Source organism: Patulibacter ginsengiterrae (genome assembly GCF_056269115.1).
Window position 1 is genome coordinate 564,538 of sequence record NZ_JBWDOG010000001.1, and the last position, 23,896, is coordinate 588,433.

General features: G+C 75.1%; 14 protein-coding genes. 7 read left to right on the forward strand and 7 right to left on the reverse strand.

Annotated elements, in window-relative coordinates; genetic code table 11:
• Positions 1-69: 69 nt before the first annotated feature.
• From ACVUH9_RS02505 to ACVUH9_RS02520, 4 genes are all read right to left on the reverse strand, one after another.
• Positions 70-2,010, reverse strand: coding sequence for a substrate-binding domain-containing protein (locus ACVUH9_RS02505; protein ID WP_475753613.1), 1,941 nt, complete (start codon positions 2,008-2,010; stop codon positions 70-72).
• A 183-nt stretch (positions 2,011-2,193) separates the two neighbouring features.
• Positions 2,194-5,484: a hypothetical protein gene (locus tag ACVUH9_RS02510; protein WP_475753614.1), complete on the reverse strand. Its 3,291-nt coding sequence runs from the start codon at positions 5,482-5,484 to the stop codon at positions 2,194-2,196.
• Positions 5,485-6,017: 533 nt separating this feature from the next.
• Positions 6,018-7,481 (reverse strand): substrate-binding domain-containing protein, encoded by a 1,464-nt coding sequence (locus ACVUH9_RS02515; RefSeq protein WP_475753616.1) that lies wholly within the window; start codon positions 7,479-7,481, stop codon positions 6,018-6,020.
• A 375-nt stretch (positions 7,482-7,856) separates the two neighbouring features.
• Positions 7,857-8,510 (reverse strand): hypothetical protein, encoded by a 654-nt coding sequence (locus ACVUH9_RS02520; protein ID WP_475753618.1) that lies wholly within the window; start codon positions 8,508-8,510, stop codon positions 7,857-7,859.
• Between the two features lie 429 nt (positions 8,511-8,939).
• Here ACVUH9_RS02520 and ACVUH9_RS02525 point away from each other — a divergent pair, with 429 nt between their 5' ends.
• The 7 genes from ACVUH9_RS02525 to ACVUH9_RS02555 all read left to right on the forward strand — a co-directional run bounded on the left by ACVUH9_RS02525 (position 8,940) and on the right by ACVUH9_RS02555 (position 17,875).
• Positions 8,940-10,877: a hypothetical protein gene (locus ACVUH9_RS02525; RefSeq protein WP_475753620.1), complete on the forward strand. Its 1,938-nt coding sequence runs from the start codon at positions 8,940-8,942 to the stop codon at positions 10,875-10,877.
• A gap of 183 nt (positions 10,878-11,060) precedes the next feature.
• Positions 11,061-12,056 (forward strand): hypothetical protein, encoded by a 996-nt coding sequence (locus ACVUH9_RS02530; RefSeq protein ID WP_475753622.1) that lies wholly within the window; start codon positions 11,061-11,063, stop codon positions 12,054-12,056.
• Positions 12,057-12,407: 351 nt separating this feature from the next.
• Positions 12,408-14,441 (forward strand): ATP-dependent zinc metalloprotease FtsH, encoded by a 2,034-nt coding sequence (gene ftsH / locus ACVUH9_RS02535; protein ID WP_475753624.1) that lies wholly within the window; start codon positions 12,408-12,410, stop codon positions 14,439-14,441.
• Positions 14,442-14,484: 43 nt separating this feature from the next.
• Positions 14,485-15,627, forward strand: a complete 1,143-nt coding sequence (locus ACVUH9_RS02540) for a type 2 periplasmic-binding domain-containing protein (RefSeq protein WP_475753626.1) — start codon at positions 14,485-14,487, stop codon at positions 15,625-15,627.
• On the forward strand, positions 15,624-16,400 hold the full coding sequence (locus ACVUH9_RS02545; protein ID WP_475753628.1) for an RNA polymerase sigma factor: 777 nt from the start codon (positions 15,624-15,626) through the stop codon (positions 16,398-16,400). Before ACVUH9_RS02540 ends, ACVUH9_RS02545 begins: the two co-directional genes overlap by 4 nt.
• Positions 16,397-17,305 (forward strand): hypothetical protein, encoded by a 909-nt coding sequence (locus ACVUH9_RS02550; protein WP_475753629.1) that lies wholly within the window; start codon positions 16,397-16,399, stop codon positions 17,303-17,305. Before ACVUH9_RS02545 ends, ACVUH9_RS02550 begins: the two co-directional genes overlap by 4 nt.
• Before the next feature lie 171 nt (positions 17,306-17,476).
• Positions 17,477-17,875, forward strand: coding sequence for a MarR family transcriptional regulator (locus ACVUH9_RS02555; RefSeq protein WP_475753631.1), 399 nt, complete (start codon positions 17,477-17,479; stop codon positions 17,873-17,875).
• Here ACVUH9_RS02555 and ACVUH9_RS02560 read toward each other — a convergent pair.
• The 3 genes from ACVUH9_RS02560 to leuS form a co-directional block, all read right to left on the reverse strand.
• Positions 17,872-20,259 carry a ComEC/Rec2 family competence protein gene (locus ACVUH9_RS02560; RefSeq protein WP_475753633.1) on the reverse strand — a complete coding sequence of 796 codons (2,388 nt, stop codon included), beginning with the start codon at positions 20,257-20,259 and terminating at the stop codon, positions 17,872-17,874. The genes ACVUH9_RS02555 and ACVUH9_RS02560 overlap by 4 nt on opposite strands.
• A 26-nt stretch (positions 20,260-20,285) precedes the next feature.
• The gene (locus tag ACVUH9_RS02565; protein WP_475753635.1) at positions 20,286-20,990 is read right to left on the reverse strand and encodes a ComEA family DNA-binding protein; all 705 of its coding nucleotides are present in this window, start codon (positions 20,988-20,990) and stop codon (positions 20,286-20,288) included.
• A gap of 222 nt (positions 20,991-21,212) precedes the next feature.
• Positions 21,213-23,852, reverse strand: a complete 2,640-nt coding sequence (gene leuS, locus ACVUH9_RS02570) for a leucine--tRNA ligase (protein ID WP_475753637.1) — start codon at positions 23,850-23,852, stop codon at positions 21,213-21,215.
• Positions 23,853-23,896 lie beyond the last annotated feature (44 nt).

Here is a 23,896-nt window from a genome sequence, read left to right on the forward strand (position 1 = left end):
CGGCCCCGGGAACGACGACGGGCCGGCGCGGTTCCGCGCCGGCCCGGGGCCTCGTCGATCAGCGGCGGACTAGCGCTTGATCTTGACCTTCAGCGACGTCGTCGACGTGGTCTTCGTCCCGTCGGCGGCGGTGAACGTCACCCGGAACGAGAGCTTGACCGTGCGGCCGGCCTTGAGCGCCTTGCGGCCCTTGGCGGTCGGCTTGATCGTCAGCTTGAGCGCGCCGGCGGACTTCGCCGTCGCCTTCCCGGTCCCGACCACGATCCGCTTCTTGCCGGTCCCGGTTGTGGCGGAGACCGAGACGGTGCCGGCGCCCGACGGGCTGACCGTCAGCGCGAGGGCGCGGCCCTTGGCGCCGGCGGCCTTGGCCAGCTTGACGCTCGCGCGGGTCGTCGGCGTGACGACCGGCGGCTTGACGACCGGCGGGACGACGACCGGGGGCGTGGGGCCGGGCGGGGTGACGACCGGCGGCTTTCCGCCGCCGCTACCGGGGCCCGGATCGGGGTCGCCACCGTCGCCGGGGCCGGGATCGACGATCGTCTGCTTGTTCCAGGTCAGCTTGGCCTGGCCGGCCTGGGCGATCGCCAGCACGCTGCCGGCGGCCGGGGCGCCGCTGCCAGCGTCGACCGACGGCAGCGCCTGGTAGCCGTTCGGCGCGAGGGCGGCCTGGCCGCCGTTGACGTTCAGCACGTAGCCGAGGTAGTCCCGCACGGCGCGGGCCTGGTCCTGGGTGTAGTCGGGACGACCGGCCGCGTGGCCGACCGACGCCTTGGCCATGTCCTCCCACGCCAGCGCGTAGGTCAGCGCGCAGAGCGGGTAGTCGGCGACGGTCGCGGTGCCGTCGACGTTGGCCCAGCTCTCGGTGACGCTCGGCAGGAGGCCCGTGGCCGGGTCGCTGTAGCTGACGTTGCGGCAGTTGGAGCCCGTCGCGGCGGTCCCCTTGAGGTCGTTCAGCGCGGGGCTCTGGTACGCGCCGTCCTTGCGCTCGACCGAGAGCCAGAACGTGCTGTCGGCCTCGTCGGCCTGCGGCGTGCCGCCGACGCTGACGGTCGCCGAGTCGTAGCCGCGGGCGCGAGCGGAGGCGAGGTCGGCGTAGCCGATGCCGCCGTTGGCGGTCTGGGCGCTGAGCGTGTCGAGCAGCGAGCCGGCGCCGTTGGCCGCCGGGCGGACCGTCGCGGTGGCGCCGCTGTCGTTGCCCCAGGCGGTGTTGCCCAGCGAGGTCGGCCAGCTGGTCGGGGCGATCGCGCGCAGGTAGTTCTTGAACGCGAAGGTCGTGCCCGAGCTGTCGAGCCGAACGACGCGGGTCAGCGGCTTGTCGCTGCAGCCGGCACCGCTGATCCCGGGCAGGATCGCGCCCCAGGTGCGGAAGGCGACCGAGGCGCCGAAGGCCCCGTCGAGCGCCGGACGCGAGATCTTGCGGCCGGCGGCGGGCACCGCGCAGCCGGCGGGCAGCTTGACGACCACGGCGACCGAGGACTGGGCGACCGGGATCGTCTGGAGGACGGCGTCGTCGCCGGTCCCGGCGACGTGGTCGGGGCCGTTGTTGGCCTGCGTCAGCTGGGCGGCCGTCGGCGGCTCGTCGGCGCCGCCGAACTGGATCCGGGTGTCGCGGATGCCCGCCTCCTGGGCGACCGGCGGGGTCGCCCCCGGGTTGGCGTTGACCGTCGAGGCGCCGAACGCCTTGCGACCGTCGCCCGAGCCGAGCGGCTCGTAGGTGACCTTGAAGCTGCCGCCGAGCGCGAACGCGGCGCAGCCACCCTGCGGGGTCGTGGCGTAGCCGAAGCCGTTCGCCTCGGCCGCGCCGGGGTCTGGAGCCAGCAGCTGGGAGCCCCAGGCGAGCTGGGCCTGGCGCTGGAACGACGCCCCGCGGCCGGCGATGCTGGCCGGGTTGGAGCACGGGTTGGCGTGCGCTCCGTCGAAGGCGGCGCTCGCGCCGCTGGGCAGGATGGCGAGGGCGCTGAGCGCGCCGACCGCGGCCGCGCCGACGCGCAGGCCCGTGGTGATCCTCATCGTGAGATCTGCTCCTGAGGGGGTGTTGGACGCGGACGACGGCGCCGTCCGGACCAGGCGCACTCTGGTCTCCCCCGGCCCCCGTCTCGTGAAGATCGCGTGGCCTTCCGGATACCTTCTGGTCAACCGGAGCCGGAGCCGCGACGCGGACCGGCTCCGACGAGCCGGCCCGCGCGGTCTGCCTCAGCGCCGGACCTTGACCTTGACCGTCTTCGTGGTCTTGACGACGGTGCCGTCGGCGACGGTCAACGTCGACTCGAGGCTCAGCGTCACCGACCTGCCGGGTCGCAGGCTGCTGCGGCCCTTCCGGGTCGGCGAGAGCGTGAGCTTGAGCGGCCCCGCCTGCTTCGCCGTCGCGCGTCCGGTGGCGACCGACAGCTGCTTGCGGCCACGCTTGACGCTCGCGGTCAGCGTGATCCTGCCGGCCACCGAGGGCGAGACGGTGACGGTCAGCCGGCGCTTGCCGGCCGCCGCGGTCCTGACGATCGTGACCGTCGCCTTCGGTCCCGTCCTCGGCTGGTTCGGCGGGGGTGCCGGAGCGGTCGTCGTCGGGGTCGGCGGGGACGGCGGCGGACCGCCCGGGGTGGTCGGGGTCGTCGGCGTGGTCGGCGTCGTCGGGCTGCCCCCGCCGTCGTCGCGCCGCTCGATCGTCAGCCCGGGGCTGCGTGCCGGCTGCGACCGTCCCCCGTCGTTGAACGCCACGACCTCGCAGGCGATCACGCGCCCGGCGTCGCCCCCGGCGACGGTGTAGCCGGAGCCGGTCTCTCCGCCGATCGGCTGGCCGTCCCGCAACCAGGCGTAGTCGTAGCCGACCGGGAAGTTGGCCCACAGCCCCTCGGTGCAGGTCAGCCGGTCGCCGGAGCGCCGGCCGCCGGTGATCTCCGGAGCGAGGCCGTTCGTCGGCCGGCCGCTGCTGACCACCACGCCGGCGCTCTTCGTGGCCAGGTTGCCGGCGGCGTTGGTGACGCTCTCACGGCAGGCGACCGCCTTGCCGGCGTCCCCCGGCCGCGCGACGTAGGTCGTGGTCGTCTGACCGGAGACGGGCTGGTCGTCGACGAGCCACTGGTAGGCGCGGGTCAGCGGCCGGCTGCCGCCGTAGACGCCCGGGGCGCAGGTCAGCCGCTGGTCGACCAGGCGCCGCCCGGTCACGGTCGGAGGCACCGCCGGATCGGCGGCGGTCGGGGCCGAGGCCGGCGCGAACGAGAGCACGCCCGCCTGCGGGACGCCGTCGAAGCCCGAGCCGCTGACGGTGCCCATCGGCACCACGAGCCGGCCCGCGACCTCGCGGATCTCGGTCGACCAGCTGGTCTCGGACCGGTCCGGCGGCGAGTAGTAGGACTCGCCCGCGCTCGTGACGCCGGGGTTCCAGCCCGTCACGGCACCCGCCGCGGTCACCGCCGCCAGCCCGCTCGGCCGGGACTCGCCGCGAACGGTCGTGAAGAACGAGCCGGTGAGCCCCGCCGTGGTGCCCAGCAGATAGACCGTTCCGTCGGTCGCCGTCGAGACCGTCCCCACGTCGCCGTCGACCTCGGCGTCCCAGGTGCTCGCCGCCCCGGTGGCCGGATCGAGCGCGGCGACGCCCCGCCGGGTCCGCCCGCCGATCGACCCGTCGAAGCTGCCGGCGGCGTAGACGACGCCGTCGCCGATCGCGAGGTCCATCACCGTGGCGAAGTCGCCGGCGGCGGGATCGAGCTGCGGATCCCAGCCCGTCGGGTTCGCCGAGCCCGGGGCGAAGGCGGCGAGGAACCGGCGCGGGACCGGCGTCGTCCCGATCTGGGTGAAGCTGCCGCCGACGTAGAGGGTGCCCGCCGGGCTCCGCTCGAGCGCGTCGACCGGGCCGTCCGGGCTCGGGTTCCAGGCGGTCGCGTCGCCGTTGCTCGCGGAGACCTCGGCGAGGTTCGCCCGGGCCGTCCCGTGGAGGTCGCCGAAGCTCCCGCCGAGGTAGACGGTCTGGCCGTCGGCGGCCGGCACGATCTCGTTGACCTGGCCGTCCGGCACCGGGTCCCACGCCAGCACGTCGGCCGCCGCGCTGGCCGCGCCGGTCGCCTTGACCGCGACCGCCCCGCTGCGGGCGACCCCGTTGACCGGGCCGCCGGCGTTGGCCAGGAAGACGGTCTGTCCGTCGGTGCTGGTCGCCATGTCGAAGGTCGCCGCGCCACCGGAGCGCGGGGCCCACGGCAGGATCTCGTCGCGCGCCACGTCGATGGCAGCCAGACCGTCGCGGGCCTGGCGGTTGGCGTAGCGGAACCCGCCGGCCGCCCAGACCCGATCGCCGGAGGCGGCCAGCGACTGGGCACCACGGCAATCGCTGCCGAGGCCGAGTCGCGGGTCCCACCCGGTCTTCGTCGCGTCGCTGCGCCGGAAGGCCGCGGTGCCGCAGCTGGACGAGCTCGGCGAGCCGGAGACGTAGACCGCGTCGGCGGTCACCGCCAGCGCCGCGCCGCTGCTCGACGCCGACGCCGGGGCCCAGCTCGTGGCCGTCCCGTTGGTGGTGTCGATCTCGGCGACCCCCGACCGCGAGGGCTGGGCCGGCTGCGATCCGATCGCGCTGAAGCTGCCGCCGACGTAGATCCGGCCGGCGGCCCCGGCGGCGATCGCAGCGATCCCGGCGCTGGGCCGCACGCCGAGGTCGCGGGCGATCCCGGTACCGGTCAGCGGCGCGGCGTAGATCCCGCCGCTGCCGGCCAGGTAGGCGGTCTGTCCGTCGGTGGCGACCCCACTGGCCGCGTTGACCGCGGTCAGGGCGACACCCGCGCTGCTGTCGACCGTCGGCGACCACGGCCGCAGACCGCCGTCGGCGGCGGCGACCAGGCCGAGGCCCGACCGGGCCTGTCCGAGCACCGCGGTGAAGCTCCCGACCAGCAGGATCCCGTCGCCTGCCGGGTAGAGGCGCTGCACGGCACCCCCGGAGACGGCCGGAGCCCAGGCCGCGAGGGTGCCGTCGGGCGCCAGCGCCGCCAGTCCGTCGCGGGGCTGTCCGTCGACGGCGGCGAAGTCGCCGGTGACGTAGGTCGTGCCGTCCGCGCCCACGGCCACGTCGTTGACGTTCGCGATCAGCCCGTCGCCCCTGGTGAAGCGCTGGGTCAGCGCCCGGTCGACCTGTCCGTCGGCGCCGAAGTGGAGCCAGTTGGCGCGCGCCGGCGCCCCGTTCAGCGTCGTCTTCGGCCGGACGCCGAACGCGTAGGCGCCGCCACGACCGTCGGTCGCCACCCGGGTCGCCGCCTGGAGGGTCGTCACCGACTCGCTCTCCAGCTCCGGCACCGCCCGGTCGAGCGCGCCCGTCGCCGCGTCGGTCGCGGCGAGGCCCGACGCCCGCACGCCGATGTCGTTGATCGGCCCGCCCAGGTACAGCGTGTCCCCGTGCTGCGCCGTCGCCTCGACGGCCGCGCTGACGGTCAGCCGCGAACCGGGCAGGATGCCGGAGCTCGGCGCCGCCTGGACCGGCGCGGCGCCGGCCAGCGCGGCCAGCGTCACCGTGGCGCTCGCGGCCCACCGGCGCGCGTGCCGTCGCCGTCGTCCGCCTGGCCGGATGGTCCTGCTGGTCGCTGCTTCGGGCGTCACGTCTGGTCCTCTGGTCGCGGTCCGCTGCGCGCGTCCGTCGGCCCCGATCGGGACCGACGAAGGCACTCGACCCGGGACCGTATGGACCCCGTCGCGGGACGACGTGAAGATCCTGAAACATCCTCGACCGCCCGCAGGACGCGCTGAGAAAACGCTCTCGTCCGGCCGGTGACGATCGGGTGAACAACGACCGGCAGCGCTTCGGGCGCGGCCACCCCAGCGCCCGGGTGGCAGACGTTCGGGCCGGACCCGGCCGGGCCGGGGCCGGGCCAGCCCAGGCCAGGCCAGGCCATGCCAGGACCGCGGCCAGGCCGCCGAACGACGACGCGGCCGGACCCCGGGGGATCCGACCGCGCCTGCTCCTGTGGCGTGGGGTGCCGTCAGCGACGCCCCGCGTGAACTGCTGGTCCGTCGGCCTCGCGCGAGGCGCCGCCGACGGGGCACCGCTACCAGGTCAGCGAGCTCACACCCGTGATCGCCTTGGTCCGGACCGGGTCCGGCAGCTGCTGGTAGCCGGACGCGGCGAGCCGCGACTGGCCGGCACGGACCGGGTCGCCGATCGCCGTCTTGGCCTCGATGTCGAAGGCCAGGTAGTCGCGGACCGCGCGCGCCTGGTCCTGGCTGATCGCCGGCTGCAGCGACCCGACGTTGGCGAGCGAGGGACGCTCCCAGGCCAGCGCGTAGGTCAGGGCGCAGATCGCGTAGTCGCTCGTGGTCGAGACCGCGTTGACGTTCGCCCAGCTGGCCGTCGTGGCCGGCAGCGCGCCACCGACGCCGTCCTGGTAATCGACGTTCTGGCACTTGGAGCCCTTGTTGGCCCCGGTCACACCGGCGTTGTTGTTGACCGCCGGGCTGACGTAGACGCCCGTCGTGGCCGGAGCGACCGGCTGGCGCTCGACGTAGAGCCAGACCTTGTCGTCCGCGCCGGCCGTCGCGCCCGTGATCCAGTCGAAGGCCTTGCTGCGCGACGTCGCGACGTCGGCGTAGGCGATGCCCCCGCCGGCCAGGCTCGCGAGCTTGTCCAGCTGCGGGCCGGCACCGTTGCTCGTCGCCCGCACGACCGCGGTCGTGCCGGAGTCGTTCGGCCAGACCGTGTTGTTGGACGAGGTCGCGGCCGGGAAGTCGGTCGAGCCGTTCGGCGCGATCGACCGCAGGTAGTTCTTGAACGCGAACGTCGTGCCCGAGCTGTCCAGGCGCACCACGCGCTGGATCGGCAGGGTCGTGCAGTTCGGGCCGCTGATCGAGGGCAGGATCTGGCCCCACTCGGTGTAGCCGGTCCGCGCGGCGAAGACGCCCTCGAGGGCGTCGCGCGAGATCTTGCGCGTCGCCGAGCTCGCCGTCAACGTGCAGCCCGCGGGCAGCTTGACGTCGACCGCGACCGACGACTGGGCGACCGGGATCGTGTGCAGGACGGCGTCGTCGCCGGTTCCGGAAGCGTGGTCGGGGCCGTTGTTGGCCTCGGCCAGCTGCCCGGCGGTCGGCGGCTCGTCGGCGCCGCCGAAGGCGTAGTTGGTGTTGCGGACGCCGGCCTCGCCGAGGGCCGTCGAGGCGCCGAACGCCTTGCGGCCGTCGCCGGAGCCCTTGGGCTCGTAGCTGACCCGCAGGCTGCCGCCGACCGCGAACGCCGTGCAGCCGTGGCCGGTCACGTTGGTCGACGCGTCGAACAGGTCCAGGTAGCCGAAGCCGGTGGCGTTCGGGCCGCCGGCGTTGGGCGCGAGCAGCTCGGCGCCCCACTCCAGCTGCGCGTCGCGCTGGAACGATGCGCCGACCCCGGCGATCGAGCCGGCGTTCTGGCACGTGTCGGTGTGGCTGGCGTCGAAGGCAGCGCTCGCGCTGCCCGGGACGACGACAAAGGCAGCGGCGACACCGGCGACGGCGGCGCTCGTCTGCAGAAGCTTCTTGAACGTCATGTCCAAGACCTTTCCTCGTGGTGACCTCGTGAACATTCCGAAACCGCCGGAGGCGGCTCGGCGGGCGACCTCGCCACCCGCAGCTCGGATACTGACCAACCCCACCACACAACCTGTGAACAATTCGCCACTATTACCACCAATACGACGAACCGAAAGGATGAGTTCGAGCGGCTGGCCCTGCGGTGACCATTCGGTGACCGCGCGCGCCCGGCCGCCACTCGGGCACGGCACTCCCCCACGACGACGAGGGCCCGCCGGAGCGGACCCTCGCCTACTACTCTCCGCGGCGCGAGCCCGCCGCGCCGCTCTGCCGATCACCGCCCTGGAGCTCGAGCGGCCCGCAGACGGACCGCCGAGCTCCCCGACGGGCTCCTAGAGCGCCGCGCACTGCCCGATCGTGCTGCCGGCCAGGTTCGCGCCACCGGTCGGCGCCGGAACGTTGCCGGAGCAGTCGAGCGCGCCCCGGACCAGGTTGCGCCGGACCGTCGCCTTCGCCCGGCCACCGCGCACGAGCAGGTCGCCGCCGACCGCGTTGGCGCCGATCGTCGCCGGCCCGAAGGTCGACGCGATCGACAGGCTGCCGCCGATCAGGTTGCCGCTGCTGAAGCGGTCGAGGTCCCCGATCTTCAGCTCGGTCGCCGTGTTGGCGAACGACGCCGCCCCGCTGATGGCGCTCTGCGTGACGACGACGCCGTCGACGGTGTCGGTCGCGGACAGGTCGCCGCCGACGGCGGCGCCCCGCAGCTCGAGGCGCAGGCTCTGGGTCACGAGGTCACCGGTCACGACCGTCGACCGCAGGCGGATGACGCCGGCGTCGGGCTCGGTCGTGATCGAGCCGTCGACGAGCACGTTCGTGAGCGTGCAATCACTCCCGTACGGCACGCTGACGTCGCCGACGACCGCGTCGGAGAGCACGCCGTCGCAGACGGTCGGGGCGGCGGCGTCGGCCGATGCCGCGGGCGCACCAGCGGCGGCCAGGGCGAGGGTCGCGGCGACGAGCACGGCGGAACGATGGATCTTGGACATGGGGTCCTCCTGTGGAAGCACGCACGGCGCCGACGGCGACGCCGGACCACCGGGCGGTGGCCGTCCACCAGACAACCCGATCCCCACCGCAAACTCGTCAAGATCCTGAGACTTCCGGCGACCTCCGGGAAGCTTCTCGACATCCCATCTTCAACACCACACCAACCGCGCGGTAGGGGCCGGGAAGATGTCGCCGCGCCGTGACCGGACGGTGACCAAGCGGTCAACGGCGGCGCCGTCGGCGCGGGTCGGGTCGGTCGCCGGACGCCCACCGGCGGACCGAGCCGCAGCCCGAGCGGCCGCCGTACGCCCCCACGACCCGACCCGCGGCCGGCCACCCGAGTCCCACCGGTGACCCTCCGGTGAACAAGCCGTGAATTCGGCGCCGAGACCGGATCGCGGCCCGATCGCTCGACTACCGTCCCGCCGATGCCGCGTTCAGGTCCCGGGCTTCTCGCCGCGCTGTCGACGATCGTGGCCCTGGCGGTGCCCGCCGCCGCCCAGGCCCGGGTCGCCCCGGCCGCCGCCGTCGCCGGTCCCGATCCGGCGATCGTCGACCTCGGCGACGTCGCGATGGCGCCCGACGGGACCGGCGGGGTCGTCTACCGCCGGTTCGAGGACGGGGCCCCGCACGTCTACGCCGCCGCCTACGACGGCGAGCGCTGGCGGGCGCCGCAGCGGATCGACAGCGGCCAGCGGTTCACCTCGACCTGGCCGCGGATCGGAGCCGCCAACGACGGGCGGCTGGTGGTCACCTGGGTCCAGCAGGGACCGCCGAACCAAGACTCGATGTACTCCGCGGTGCTGCCGCGGGGCGGCGACCGCTTCCTCCCGCCGACCCTCGTCGACTTCACGATCGGCGACGCCAAGGCCGCGTTCCCCTCGCTGGCGATGTCCCCCGGCGGCGACGCGCTGCTCGTCTACCAGCGGGTGACCAACTTCGTCTACCCGCTGCTGGGCACCGGCTACGTCAGCAGCCAGATCAAGCTGGCCCGCTTCGACGGCAGCCGCTGGAGCGGCCTCGGCACGCCCGCCAACCGGATCCCGTCGGCCCCGATGCGGCTGCCGGACGCCGCGAACGCCCCGCGGGTCGCGATCGCCCCGGACGGTGCCGCCGTCGTCGCCTGGCAGGAGCCCGACGAGAGCCTGACCGACCGGATCTGGGCCCGCCGGATCTTCGGCGGCCGGCTCGGGACCGTGCTCCCGGTCAGCCCGACCGCCGTCGACGGCGTGCCCCAGCGGGGCGCCGCCGACGCGCTCGACGTCCGGATCAGCGACAACGGCCGCGCCGTCGTCGCCCTCCGCCAGCAGCCCGACCCGACCGCTCGCGGCCAGGCCCCGCGGATCTACGTCAACCAGCTCGACGAGCCGGAGAGCGGCGCCGGCAAGGCCTTCACCGGTGCCCGGGTCGCGGTCGCGCCGGCCTCCGGCGTCCCCGGTCCACCCAACCTCGGGCTCGGCGGGCGCTTCGGCCTGCTCGTCGGCTGGCAGCTCGACGGGGCCGTCTCGATCGCCCAGGGCACCGGCACCACGATCGCCGCGAGCTCGAACCTCGGCGCCGGGGTCGCGTCGCCGGCCCCGGTCCTGACCCAGGGGATCGACGGCCGCGGCACCGTCGCCGCCGCGACCACCGACGGTGGCGGACGAGTCCTCGTGAGCGAGCTCGCGGGCGCCGCGCCGAAGGCGACCCAGGGCGTCTCCGGCCCGGCCGGCGGCCCGGTCAAGGAGCTGCGGATCGCCGGAGCCGGCAACGGCAACGCGCTGGTGGCGTTCCACCAGGGCGAGAGCAGCGAGGGCCAGATCGCCGTCGCCCGGGTCGACGCGCCACCGGTCCCGTTCCTGGTCGAGCCGCCCGGGGACTGGACGAGCCTGCGCCGCCCGACGCTGACCTGGGAGCGGCCGGTCAACGACCCCCGCCCCCGCGACTACACCGTCGAGATCGACGGCAAGCCCGTCGCCCGCACGGTCTACGAGCGATCGCTGAGGTTGCGGCCCGGCGCCCTCCGCGACGGCCGCCACCAGCTCCGCGTGCTCGCCCGCAGCCGCACCGGCGGCGGCGAGACCGCGACCCCGACCGTGACCTTCGGGACCGACCGGCGGCGGCCGACCGCCACGATCGCCGCGGTCGGCAAGCGGTTCCGCGTCCGCGTCGCCGACCCCGGCGGCAAGCAGGCGTCCGGACCCGCCCCCGGCGGGACCACGATCGACTGGGGCGACGGCGAGCGGTCCGAGGGGATCACCCGCTCGGCCAGCCACCGCTACGCCAAGCCCGGCCGCCGGACCGTCGTGGTGCGGGCCGCGGACCGGGCCGGCAACAGCCTCGACGTGCGGCTGCGGGTCCGGGTCCCGGCGAGCCACCAGCGCTAGTCACCCGGGGCCGAGCCACCCGGGCGCGAGCCGGTCGTCGGTCGCGCGGGATCCGCCCGAACGGCCGGGCGTCCCCCTCGGCGAGCCCGTCCGCAGGTTCTCGCGATCTTCACGTCCGCGGTCCGTCGCGCCCGTAGCGTCCGGCGTCGCGCATCCGCGCTCCCGTTCGTCCGACCAGGCCCGATGCTCCGCTCCTCCCGCACCGCTCCCGTCCTGGGCGGCCTCGCCCTCCTCGTCGCCGTCGCCGCGGTGGTCTTCGCGGCCACCGGGGTCAGCGTCGGGGGCGGCGCGCTCCGCACCAGCACCGCGCCCCAGGCCGGCAAGGTCCTCCGGCTAGGGCCCGACAAGCGCTTCCCGGCCGGCGCGATCCCGACCGTCGCCCGCGCCCGCCGGACCGCCCGGGTCGGCACGCTGACCGAGGATCGCGCCCGGATCGCCTGCGCCCCCGGCACCGCCGACCTCCGGACCTGGTGCCTCGACAAGGACGTCCGCGGGGTCGCCGACTACGGCGGGGCGAGCCACCGCTGCGTGGCGCTGGGCGGCTATCTGCCGACGGCAGCGCAGCTGGTCGGCGTCGCGCCGAAGGTCCGCCTCTCCGGCCGTCTCGACGACAACCCGAGCCTGGCGTACGTCGACCCGAACCGTCGCCGGGACCTGCGCGAGATGTCCTCGACGCTGCTGACCACGACGACCGGGAGCGCCGCGGCGGGCTCGGTCGCGAATCCGGTCCCGTCCAGCCTCCAGTTCGTCAGCGTCTACGACAACCGCGACCGTGGGGGCTTCGCCGGCGGCGTCAGCGTCACCACCGCCGAGCGCTTCCGCTGCGCCTACGTCAAGCGCCAGACCGGCCCGGCCGCCCGCGTCCGGGTCGCGATCCTCACCGTCGGCGTGCGCAGCGGACGCCGGATCGAGGTCACGACGCGGCTCCCGACCAACGGCCAGGCGACCGTCGTCGCCACGGTCCGCGATCGGGGACGGATCGTCACCGTCGGTCGCGGCTGGCTGCGGGTCGCGGCGGCCAGCGACGCTCGCGTGCGCCTGCGGCCGACCGCCGCCGGCCGTACGCGCCTCCGTCCCGGCCGAACCGCCACCGTGACCCTCCGGGTCAGCTTCCGCCGGCCGACCGGCACCGTGCTCGTCGCCTCGACCAGCCAGCGCCTGCGGCTCCCCCGCTCGTGACGCCGCTGCTCCCGCGGGCGATCCGCGCGGCGGGCCCGCGTACGACGAAGACCCCCAGACACGCCCGGGACCAGGCGCTTCCGCCGACCCCGAGCCGGCTCCCGCGTACCCCGTCCCCGCGACCGCTCGACCAAACGGTTGTGAAGCCCAAGTGAAGCCTTGTGGTGATGTTGTGAATTTGCCGTCCGTTGACGTTCTGGTAACACGCTGTCGACTATCGTCGGCCGCCACGGGCCCTCACCGGCCGCGTCCCCGTCCGGTCGTGCAGGCCATGACCTCCGTCCCCGATCCGCGTACGAGCGACCGCACCGTCGCCGCCGGCTCCCTCCACCCGACCCGCAGCGAGACTCCGTGAGCAACCCACGCCTGGCCGCCTCCCACCGCAAGCGCTCGCCCCTCCGCGAGGCCGCGACCGTCGCCCTCGACATCCTCAAGGGGATCTGGAAGTGGCTGACCCGCGACAAGATGGCCCTGTTCCTGCTGCTGGCGGCGATCGCGGTCGCGATCACCTTCTTCAGCCTGCTCGGGTCGCTCGGTCCGAGCGCCAAGGGCCAGGAGGTCAGCTACAGCAACGTGCTGAGCCTCTCCAAGGCCGAGCGGATCCGCAACGCGACCCTGCTCGACCGCGACCACCAGGTGATGGCGCGGCTCGACAACGGGATGCTCGTCTACGCCGACTATCCGTCGTCGGACACCGCCACCAACGACCTGCTGCTGCGGCTCCACCGCGGCGGCGCGGCGGCCAAGATCGACCCCCAGGCGAGCAAGCCGACGCGGACGGTGATCGTCCAGTTCCTGCTGCCGATCCTGCTGCTCGTCACGCTCTTCGCCTTCTTCACCCGCCAGGGCGCCGACGCCAGCGGCGGGATCGCCTCGTTCTCGGCCTTCCGCGGCAAGGGCAAGCGCAAGAAGAAGGGCTCCTCGCCGATCACCTTCGACTCGGTCGCCGGGGCCGGCTCGGCCGTCGCCGAGCTGCGCGAGATCGGGGACTTCCTCGACGACCCCCAGAAGTACCTCTCGCAGGGGGCTGCCGCCCCGAAGGGCGTGCTGCTCGTCGGCCCCCCGGGGACCGGCAAGACCCTGCTGGCCCGGGCCACCGCGGGCGAGGCCGACGCGGCGTTCTTCTCCGCCTCCGGCGCCGAGTTCGTCGAGTCGCTGGTCGGCGTCGGCGCGGCCCGCGTCCGTGACCTCTTCGCCAAGGCCCGCAAGGCCGCCCCGTCGATCATCTTCATCGACGAGCTCGACGCCGCCGGCCGCAAGCGCGGGGCCGGCGTCGGCCAGGGCAACGACGAGCGCGAGCAGACGCTCAACCAGATGCTGGTCGAGATGGACGGCTTCGGCGGCGACGCCGGGGTGGTCGTGATGGGCGCGACCAACCGCCCGGACATCCTCGACCCGGCGCTGCTGCGTCCCGGCCGCTTCGACCGCCAGGTCGTCGTCGACGTGCCCGACGTCCACGGCCGGCTCGAGATCCTCAACCTCCACGCCCGTGGCCGCAGCTTCGAGCCCGACGTCGACCTCGGCGAGATCGCCAAGCTCTGCCCCGGCTTCAGCGGCGCCGAGCTGGCCAACCTCGTCAACGAGGCGGCGCTCCTGACCGTCCGCGAGCAGCGCGAGACGATCGACCAGGCGACGCTCGAGGAGGCGATCGACCGCGTCGTCGCCGGGCCGGCCAAGCGTCACGTGCTGACCGAGGACGAGCGCTGGACGATCGCCGTCCACGAGGCCTCGCACGCCGTCGTGACCCGCGCCGTCGGCCAGACGGTCGCGGCCCAGAAGCTCTCGATCGTGGCGCGCGGGCGCCAGCTCGGGACCGCCGCGTCGATGATGACCGACAAGGACGCCGTGATGCACGGCAAGCGCGACCTCGAACGGCAGCTGGCGGCGATCATGGCCGGGACCGCGGGCGAGCTGCTCGAGTTCGGCGAGGAGTCGACCGGGATCAGCGACGACCTCCACGCGGCGACCAAGCTCGCGCGGACGATGGTGACCTCGTTCGGCATGTCCAAGCGGCTCGGCCACGTGACGATGGGCGAGCCCGCCGGTGAGGTCTTCCTCGGCAACGCGCTCCAGGACATGGGCTCGATCGGCTCCGACACGCTCAACACGATCGACCACGAGGTCGAGGTCCTGGTCAGCCAGGCCGAGCGTCGCGCCCATTTCGTGCTCGAGGCCAACTGGGCGATCGTGCGCGAGACGGCGACCTCGCTGCTGGAGTTCGAGACCCTCTCCGGACACGCACTCGACGCGCTGCTGGCCGGGGTCATCGAGACCCCGATCGACACGATCCCGCTCGGCCTGCCCAGCGGCGACGGCGGGGACGGGAGCGGCGACGCGGGTCCCGACGGCGAGGCCCGCTACCAGCGCAGCGACGCCACGTCCTGACCCCGCCGGCTCGCGAGCCCGGACGCGCCCCGCCTCCCGGACCGTGGCGCGTCCGCTCGCCCGGTCGACCCGGATCGCCTGGCCGGTGCTGCTCGTGCTCGTGCTCGGCTTCGCCGGCAGCGACCTGGTCCGCCACCCGTTCCGTCCCTTCCAGCCGCGGGCCGACGCCGCCGATCGTGGCGACGGCCTGCGGCTCTCGATCGCCGGGACCGAGGCCGACGGCGGCCCGAGCGGGTTCACCGTGGGCGACGCCCCGGCGGGCGGCCCGACCCCGGGCAGCGGCGCGCCGAACGGCCCCACCGCGGGCGACGGCGGACCGAAGCCGACCGGCGCGGTCCCCGCGGCGGGCGCGGACGGATCGATCGTCCCCGTGGTCTCCTCGCTGGCCGCCGCGCTCGGGGCCGGGACCCGCGCCGAGCGTCTCTCGGGCGCGACCACGACCGCGGTCGAGACCGTGCTCGGCCTCGCCGACGGCAGCGACCACCGGCTGCTGGTGGTGACCCCGCAGACGCTGGTCCAGCTCCAGCGCGACCGCCGCGAGCGGATCGTCCCGGGCGTCGCCGTCCGTGCCGAGCGGGCCTGGCGGCAGCTGGTCCGCGCCCGGCCGGTCGCGACGATCGCGGCCGATCCGCTGGTCCTCAGCGTCCGCGCCGGCTCCCGGCTGCGGACGGTCGCGCAGCTCTCGGACCGTCTCCGCGCGGCCCCCGGCCGCCGCGTCTTCGGGATCGAGGACGACAGCTGGACCCGCGCGGCGCTGGCCACCCTGGTCCGTTCCTCCGGGGTCGAGGGGACGGTCAGCTACCGACCGTTCGCGTCCGCGCGGGAGGCGGCGATCGCCGTCGCCGACGGGCAGGTCGACGTGCTGATCAGCACCCGGACCGCTGCCCGCGCGGTTCCCGAGCATCCCCGGCTGCGTCCGCTCGCCGGGGCCTGGCCCGGCCCCGCCCCGGCCCGCTGGATCGCCCTCGTCGCCCCGCCTGCGACCTCCTCCCCGGCCCTGGTCCGCCTGCGCGCCCGGGTCACGCGCGTGCTCGTCGGCGCCCGCTGGCGGCGGACCCTGCGGGAGCACGGCCTGACCCCGTCCGATCGGCGTGTCGACCCCGGCCCGTTCCTCGCCGCCGAGCGCCAGCGGGCGGCCGTGCTCAACGCCACCCTCGCCCGCGTCGACCTCAGCGCCGGCGGATGAGCACGGCGGGTGGACCGGAGGGTCCCGTCGGCCGGCCCGACAGCGACGACGAGCGGGAGCGGCACCCCAGCTCCTCCACCGGCCGATCCTCCGCGCCGGCCAACGACCACGGGCGGCCCCCGGACCACGCCCCGCCGCTGGACCACGCCCGGCCCCTGGACCACATCCCGCCCCCGGACCACGCCCGGCCCCTGGACCACGCCCCGCCCCCGGGCCACGCCCCGCCGCTGGCCCTCGACGCCGACGCGATCACCGCCCTCTACCGCCGCCACGCCCAGATCCTGCTGGTCTTCTTCCAGCGCCGGATCCACGATCCCGAGCTCGCCGTCGACCTCGTCGCCGACACCTTCGAGCTGGTGATCGACCGCCGCGACCAGTTCCGCGGGACGAGCGACCGCGAGCTGCACGGCTGGCTGTGGCGGATCGCCCAGTCGGTCCTGACCGGCGCCCAGGTCCGCGAGCAGCGGGAGCAGCAGCACCGCTCCGGCCTCGCGCTCCAGCGGCGGGCGCTGACCGACGTCGAGATCGAGCGGGTCGAGGAGCTCGCCGGCACGACCTCCCTGCGGGCCGACGTCGCTCGCCATCTGCACGACCTGCCCCCCGAGACCCAGGAAGCCGTGCGTCTGCACGTCGTCGAGGGGCTCACCTACGCCGCGGTTGCCCAGCGGCTGGGAATCCGAAGCGACGCTGCGCGGACCCGCGTATCCCGCGCGCTGCGCCTCCTCCACCGCCAGCTGGGCCCGGCGATCGACGATTGGCAGCACGACCGATGACCGGCGACCACCACGGGCGCTCCCAGCGGGAACCGCACCGTGATCACGAGCGGGAGGCCTCCGCGGGGCCCCCGCCGACCGAGCACCGAGCCCCCGCAGGGTCAGCGACGACCAGGCCGCGGGCTGCCGCTGGCCCTGCACCGACGACGAGCCCCCACCACGACCCGGGCCTGCCGATCCTGCGCGAGCTGGAGGAGCTCGTGCGGGCGGCGGCAGTCGCGGCCGGCGCGGGCGATCCACGACGCGGAACCGCCGCCCAGAGCGAGCCCTCCGGAAGGTCGGCGGTCGGGGCCGGTCACGTCGACGGGACGGCGCCCCGCGGCCGGCGGCCGGCCGGCTGGGCGGTCGGCGGGATCGTTCCGCGCGGTCTCGTCCTGGCGCTGGTCGCGTGCACGGTCGGGGCGACGGCGACCGCGCTGACCCGCAGCAGCTCGTCCTCCCCCGGCGACGGGCCGGCCGTCACCGTGTTGCGCGGCTCGGCGGGCGCTGCCGACTGGCGGTTGCAGGTGGCGCGGCGGGGCGGGCGGTTCTGCGTCTCGCTGACCGCCGCCGGCCCGACGGTCGCGGGCGCGTCGGTCGACCCCGACTGCCAGGCCGCACCGGGCCGCCGCGCGGTGGTGCCCCGCACGTTCGCGACCGCGGACCGGGTCGTCGTCCACGGCCTCGCCGGTCCGTCCGTACGGGCGGTGGCGGTCACGCTCGACGGTGTCCGGCGCACGCGCCGCAGCGTCCCGGTGCCGGGGGCCGGGGGCGTCCGCGCGTTCGCGCTCGTGCTCCGCCGCAGCCCGGCGAACGGCGCCGCGGACGCCGGCGGCCCGGCACCGCGGGTCCGCCCGCTCGGTCGCGGCGGCCGAAGCCTCGGGCCCGCGCTGCGGGACTGCAGCACGGGGAGCTGCCCGCCCTAGCCCTGGCGAGCCGGCGGGCGGGCGGCGGGCCGGGTGGGCGACCGCTCCACGTAACCGCTCCGTAAACGGCTGTCACATTCAACCGATGGGATCCTCAGGTGTGAGACAGTGGTCAGCAGGCTTGATCACGCCACGGTGGTGTGCGTGGGCACGGAACCAGGAGCAGACAAAATGACGACAAACGAGAGCGGACACGACAGCGAACAGGGCGAGGTCGTCAACGACATCATCCGGACTGTCAAGGAGCGGCTCGTCGAACTCCAGCCGTACCTCGACGAGGCCGCCAAGCTTCGTGCGGTGCTGGAGGCGACCGAGGGTCGCGTGCCCACCCCTCGGCCGGCCTCCGGCGGTCGCCGCCAGCAGGGCAAGAACAAGCGGGCGATCTTCGCCGTGATCGCCAAGAGTCCCGGGGTCACCGCGGCCGACATCGCCCGGACCACGGGCATGAAGCGCACGGTCGTCGCGTCGACGGTCAGTCGCCTCAAGCGCACCGGCGAGCTCGAGCCCGAGGGCCGTGGCGTCCGCCTCCCAGCCCCCAACGGCAGCAGCAACGGCAACACCGCCGCCTAGCCGGTCCGCCTGCGGGTCCGCACCCGCAGGCCCGGCGCGACGTCGCCAGCGGTACCGGCCGCCGTCACCGCCACGCTGCCGTGGCGATCGGTCCGCCAGAGCGGGAGTCGCGCCGCCTGCACCGCCGCCCGCGTGGGCGGCGCCGGGTGCCCGTAGCCGTTGTCGGCCCCCACCTGGGCGATCGCCACCCGCGGCCGGAGCGCCGCCAGCAGCCGGGGCAGGTCCGGGTCCGCGCTCCCGTGGTGGGGCAGCACCAGCACGTCGACCGGCCCTCCGGCGGCCAGCCGCAACGCGCTGCCCTCGTGGTCGCTCGGCACCAGCACCCGGATCCCACCCACGACGGCCCGGACCACCGTCGCCCGCTCGTTCGGATCCTCCCCCGCCGACGGCGGCCGGTCGCGGGCCGGCGGCCAGCGGATCTCGGCCGTCAGCCCGCGAACCCGCAACCGCTGCCCCGCCCGGGCCACGACGACCTGCCCGCCCGCCTCCCGCACCAGCGCCCCCGCCAGCTGCGCGCGCGGGTCCGCATGCCCGTCGCTGCCGTCGACCAGCAACGACGGACGGAGCCGACGGACGACGGCGGGGGCGCCGCCGGTGTGGTCCTCGGCCGCGTGCGAGAGGACGATGGCGTCGAGCCGCCGGACCCCCTGCTCGGCGAGCCGGTCGAGCACCCGACCCCCTGGTGGCCCGGCGTCGACCAGGATCGTCGCGTCGCCCTGCCGCAGCAGCGTCGCGCTGCCCTGCCCGACGTCGAGCACCACCACCGCGTCCCCGGTCGCCGGACCGCCGGCCCCGCCTCCGATCCTGCCGATCGTGACCGCTGCCACCGTCAGGCAGCCCGCGGTCACCGCCAGCACGACGTTCCGCACCCGTCGGCTCCGCCCGCCGCCGAGCCGACGGACGCCGCCGCGCAGGCGACGGAACCAGCGACGGCGGCGAAGCCGGTCCCCCGTCCGCACCATCCACGCCGGCCGCGCGAGCAGCACCACGACCGCCCCGAGCAGCGCGACCGGCACCAGCGCACGCACGGGCCCCGGCCGGACCACCGCCCAGCCCGGGCGCGCCGCCCAGGCCGCGACCCCGTTGATCCAGTCCAGCAGCGGCCCCGTCGACCGGATCAGCGCGCCGCTGACCGGAGCGCCCTCCGGTCCCAGCACCCCGGCCACCATCCCCAACCACGTCACCGGCGCGACCACCGGCTCGACGATCAGGTTGGCCGGCAGGCTGGTCAGCGAGACGTCCCCGACCCCCGCCGCCAGCACCGGGGCGGTCGCGAGCCCCGCCCCGAGCGGGACGGCCGCCGCCCGACCGACCCACTCCGGCAGTCCCGCCCGACGGGCCGCCGCGGCCAGCGGGTCGACCAGCAACAGCAGCCCGACGACGGCCGCGAAGCTCAGCTGCCAACCCAGCTGCCCCGGCGAGAACGGGTCGACCAGGACCGTCACCGCCGCCGCGCAGAACAGCGCCCACCAGCGGTCAGCGGGGCGACCGAGCGCCAACGCGAGCAGCGTCAGGACGCCCATCACGCCGGCCCGCCGGATCGACGGTCCGCCGCCCGCCAGCGGGACGTAGGCGGCCACGGCCAGCAGCGCCCAGCCGATCCGCCACGGCCGCCCGATCCCGACCAGCATCCCGATCCCGATCACCATCGCCGCCAGCAGCGCCACGTTCTGCCCGCTCGCGGCGACCAGGTGCGACAGGCCGCTGCGCCGGTAGGCCTCCTCCTGCTCGTCCCCGAACCCGGCGTCCTGTCCGAGGACCATCCCCCGCAGCAGGGCGGTCCGGGGACCGACGCCCGTCGTGACCGGGCCGCCCTCGGCCGCGCCGGAGCCGTTCCGGGCCTCGGCCTCCCCGCCGTCGGTCAACGTCCGCTCGGCCCGCTCCCGGATCCGGTCGATCGCCCCGCGCCAGCCCCCGCGGCGCCCCGCCGTTCCGATCAGCTTGGCATCGAGCGTCAGCGCGATCCCCCGCGCCCGCGCGCCGACCGACCGTTCCGCCACGGGCCGCAGCCGCCCCGCCACCCGGACCCGCTGCCCGATCGCCAGCGCGGGGGCCGAGCGCGCGACCGCCGTTCGCAGCTCGACCATCGTTCCCCGCAGCCGCGCGGTCGTCCGCCAACCGCCGTCGAGCGCCTGTTCGGGCTGCTCGAGGACCTCGACCGGCTCGTCCGGCCGTACCGCGGCGCCTGCCGTCAGCGGGGCGATCGCCGCGTTCCGCGCCTCGGCCAGCCGCCAGCTCCCGCCGACCCCGGCGACCAGGGCGACCACGACGGTCGCCGCCGCCCAGCCAGGACGGGGCTGACTGACCCAGGCGATCACCGCCAGCACCGGTAGGCCGAGCGGCCACCGCGGGGCGAGCACGAGCGCGACGAGGGCGACGGCCACCGCATGGTGCTGGGGCCAGCGGGCGATCAAGGCTCGAGCTGCGCCCGCAGCGCGTCGAGCTTCTTCGGGCCGATCCCGGGGACCTCGTCGAGGTCGTCGACGCCCCCGAGTCCCCCGCGCTGCTCCCGCAGCCGCACGATCTTCTCGGCCGTCGTGGGCCCGACCCCCTCCAACCCCTGCAGCTCCTCGACCCCGGCCGTGTTGAGGTCGATCGGCGTGCCGCCGCCCGCCGCCGCGGCCCCGGAACCGCCACCGCCACCACCCGACGCGCTCCCCGCTCCGCCGCCCGCACCCCGGACTCCGCTCCCGGCCGGCGCGGCCCGTTCGGGCACCAGCACCTGCTGCCCGTCCCGGACCGCCGCCGCCAGGTTCAGGCGTTGGCGGTCGGCCCGCGACGTCGCGCCGCCGGCCTTCCGGACCGCCTCGAAGATCCGTGCCCCCTCGCGCAACCGGTAGACCCCCGGCCGCCGCACCGCCCCGGTGACGTGGACCGTCAGCTGGCTCGAGCCTCCGGTGACCTCGACCGCCCCGGGCGCGCCGGCCCCGCGACCCGATGCTCCGGAGGACGTGCCGTGCTCGGCCTCGCCTCCCCCGCGTCTCTCCGCGCTCGCCGCGGCGCTCGACGGCTCCTGCGGGCCCGGCACCGAGCCCGCCACCCGGGCCGCCAACGCCCCGAGCGCGGCGGCCGCGAGCACCCCGAGCACGAGGCGGATCCAGGGACGATCGAGCACGCCCTCGACGCTACGGCGGCTCGCGTTGCACGTGTGCGTCGAACCGTGCCAATAGCGCGCAGGCGCCGCACCGATTCGGTGGAGGCCGGCCGATCATCCGCTTCGGCGAGACGAGCGCCGCTTCTCTCGCCGGCTGATCGGCGGCCCCACGACCCGCCAGCCGCCGCGCCCCCACGACCCGCGGCGGTCCCAGACGACCCGCCGCGGCCAGCCGCTGCCCGCCTACCGCACCACGATGTTCACGAGCTTGCCGGGCACGACCACGACCTTGACGACGGTCTTGCCCTCGAGGAACGGCGCGACCTTCTCGCGCCCGAGGGCCAGCGCCTCCAGCTCGTCCTTCGACGCGCTCGTCGGCGCCGACAGGCGGTCGCGGACCTTGCCCTGGACCTGGACGACCAGCTCGAACTCGTCGCGCTCCAGGTACCGCTGCTCGGCCGTCGGCCACGGCTGCTCCCAGACGCGCATCCCCGTCAGGCGCTCGTAGGCGTCCGCGGTCAGGTGCGGCGCGAACGGCTGCAGGAGCGTGTTGCCGGTGGCCAGCGCGAAGCGGATCGCGGCCCACGCCTCCAGGTCCGGGACCAGCGAGCTGTCGCCGGCGTCCTCGGCCGCGACGACCGCGTTGCGGCGAACCGAGATCGCGTTGGTCAGCTCCATCACCGCGGCGATCGCGGTGTTGAACGCGAACCGCGTGCCCATGTCCCCGGTGACCTTGTCGATCGCCCAGTGGGCCTTGCGGACCAGCTCGAGGTCGTCGCCCTCGGGGCTCTCCGGCGCCAACGCCCCGGCCGCGGGACCGAACGGATCGTCCGAGCCGGCCAGCCTTGCGGGGTGCGTCATCCGGGACGCGGCCTCCGCCGACAGCCGCCACAGGCGCGAGAGGAAGCGGTGCACGCCCTCGACGCCCTCGTCGGACCAATCCGCGTCCTGATCGGGCGGCCCGAGGAACAGCGCGTAGGTCCGGGCGGTGTCGGCCCCGAACCGCTCGACGATCTCGCGCGGGGGGACGGTGTTGCCCTTGGACTTGGACATCTTCGCCCCGTCCTTGGTGATCATCCCCTGCGTGAAGAGCGCCTTGAAGGGCTCCTGCACGTCGATGATCCCGATGTCGCTCAGGGCCTTGCAGAAGAACCGCGCGTACAGCAGGTGCAGGATCGCGTGCTCGACGCCGCCGATGTACTGGTCGACCGGCATCCAGCGGTTGACCGTCGTCGGGTCGAACGCGGCCTGGTCGTTGCCGGCGTCGGTGTAGCGCAGGAAGTACCAGGACGAGTCGACGAAGGTGTCGAGCGTGTCGGTCTCGCGGCGGGCCGGCTTGGCGCAGGTCGGGCAGGTCGTGGCGACCCACTCCTCGGCGGCGGCGAGCGGCGACTTGCCCTTCGGCTTGTACTCCTCGACGTCCGGCAGGACGACCGGCAGCTGGTCCTCGGGGACGGGCACGATCCCGCAGTCGTCGCAGTGGACGATCGGGATCGGGCAGCCCCAGTAGCGCTGGCGGCTGACCAGCCAGTCGCGGAGCCGGAAGTTGATCGACGCCTCGCCCTTGCCCTCGGTCTTCAGCCACTCCGTGATCGCGTCGAGCGCGGCCCGGTTGTGGGTCCCGTCGAAGTCGGGATGGCTGTTGACCAGCGGACCGTCGCCGACGTACGGCAGACCGTCGTCGTCGGGCGAGGTCGATCCGGCGGCGGCCGCCGCGTCGGAGACCGGGTCCTGCTGGATCGCGTCGTCGCCGGCGGCGGAACCCTGAGCGGTGCTCGCGTCGGCGATCACGCGCTTGACCGGCAGCCCGTAGGCGCGGGCGAAGTCGAAGTCGCGCTGGTCGTGCCCGGGGACGGCCATGATCGCGCCGGTGCCGTAGTCCATCAGCACGTAGTCGGCGACGTACATCGGCAGCTGCTCGCCGTTGACCGGGTTGGTCACCGAGCGCCCGAGCGGGACGCCGGTCTTCGGCTTGTCGGCCGCGCCGCGCTCGGTCCGCTCGGCCGTCAGGGCCTGCTGGACGTAGGCCTTGACGTCGGCCTCGTGCTCGGTGCCCTCGGCCAGCCGCAGCACGTCCTGGTGCTCCGGGGCCATCACGAAGAAGGTCGCCCCGAAGAGCGTGTCCGGACGGGTGGTGAAGACCTCGTAGTCGGTCTCCAGCTCGTCGCAGCGGAAGCTGACCTGGGCGCCCTGCGAGCGACCGATCCAGTTGCGCTGCATCGTCTTGACGTGCTCGGGCCACTCGATCGTGTCGAGGTCGTCGAGCAGCCGCTGCGCGTAGTCGGTGATCCGCAGGAACCACTGCTCGAGCTGGCGGATCTCGACCAGCGCGCCGGAGCGCTCACCGCGGCCGTCGATGACCTGCTCGTTGGCGAGCACGGTCTCGTCGACCGGATCCCAGTTGACCGCGGCGCTGCGCCGCTCGACCAGGCCGTGCTTGTACAGCTGGAGGAAGATCCACTGCGTCCAGCGGTAGTACTCGGGCCGGTGCGAGGCGAGCTCGCGCGGCCAGTCGATCGAGACGCCCCACTCGCGGAACTGGCGCTGGAACGAGGCGATCGAGGCCTCGGTCGCCTCGCGCGGGTGCTGCCCGGTCTTGATCGCGTTGTTCTCGGCCGGGAGCCCGAACGAGTCGAAGCCCATCGGGTGCAGGACCGTCTTGCCCTGGCGGCGCTTGAAGTGCGCGACGGCGTCGCCGATCGCGTAGTTCTTCAGATGCCCGACGTGCGGCTCGCCACTCGGGTAGGGCAGCATCTCGAGCACGTAGACGGGCTCGACGCCCGGCTCGTCGAGGGCCGAGTTGGGGACCTCCCAGGTGCGCTCGTCGGCCCACACCTTCTGCCAGCGGGGCTCGATCTCCTGAGGGTGGTAACGGTCTTCCATGGGCGACCGTCCACTGTATCTGCGTCCGGGCCCCCTTCGCAGGT

Coding starts and splice junctions, on each gene's coding strand:
- leuS (WP_475753637.1), bottom strand. CDS start 23,852: ATGGAAGACCGTTACCACCCTCAGGAGATCGAGCCCCGCTGGCAGAAG.
- ACVUH9_RS02505 (WP_475753613.1), bottom strand. CDS start 2,010: ATGAGGATCACCACGGGCCTGCGCGTCGGCGCGGCCGCGGTCGGCGCG.
- ACVUH9_RS02550 (WP_475753629.1), top strand. CDS start 16,397: ATGACCGGCGACCACCACGGGCGCTCCCAGCGGGAACCGCACCGTGAT.
- ACVUH9_RS02555 (WP_475753631.1), top strand. CDS start 17,477: ATGACGACAAACGAGAGCGGACACGACAGCGAACAGGGCGAGGTCGTC.
- ACVUH9_RS02520 (WP_475753618.1), bottom strand. CDS start 8,510: ATGTCCAAGATCCATCGTTCCGCCGTGCTCGTCGCCGCGACCCTCGCC.
- ACVUH9_RS02525 (WP_475753620.1), top strand. CDS start 8,940: ATGCCGCGTTCAGGTCCCGGGCTTCTCGCCGCGCTGTCGACGATCGTG.
- ACVUH9_RS02515 (WP_475753616.1), bottom strand. CDS start 7,481: ATGACGTTCAAGAAGCTTCTGCAGACGAGCGCCGCCGTCGCCGGTGTC.
- ACVUH9_RS02545 (WP_475753628.1), top strand. CDS start 15,624: ATGAGCACGGCGGGTGGACCGGAGGGTCCCGTCGGCCGGCCCGACAGC.
- ACVUH9_RS02530 (WP_475753622.1), top strand. CDS start 11,061: ATGCTCCGCTCCTCCCGCACCGCTCCCGTCCTGGGCGGCCTCGCCCTC.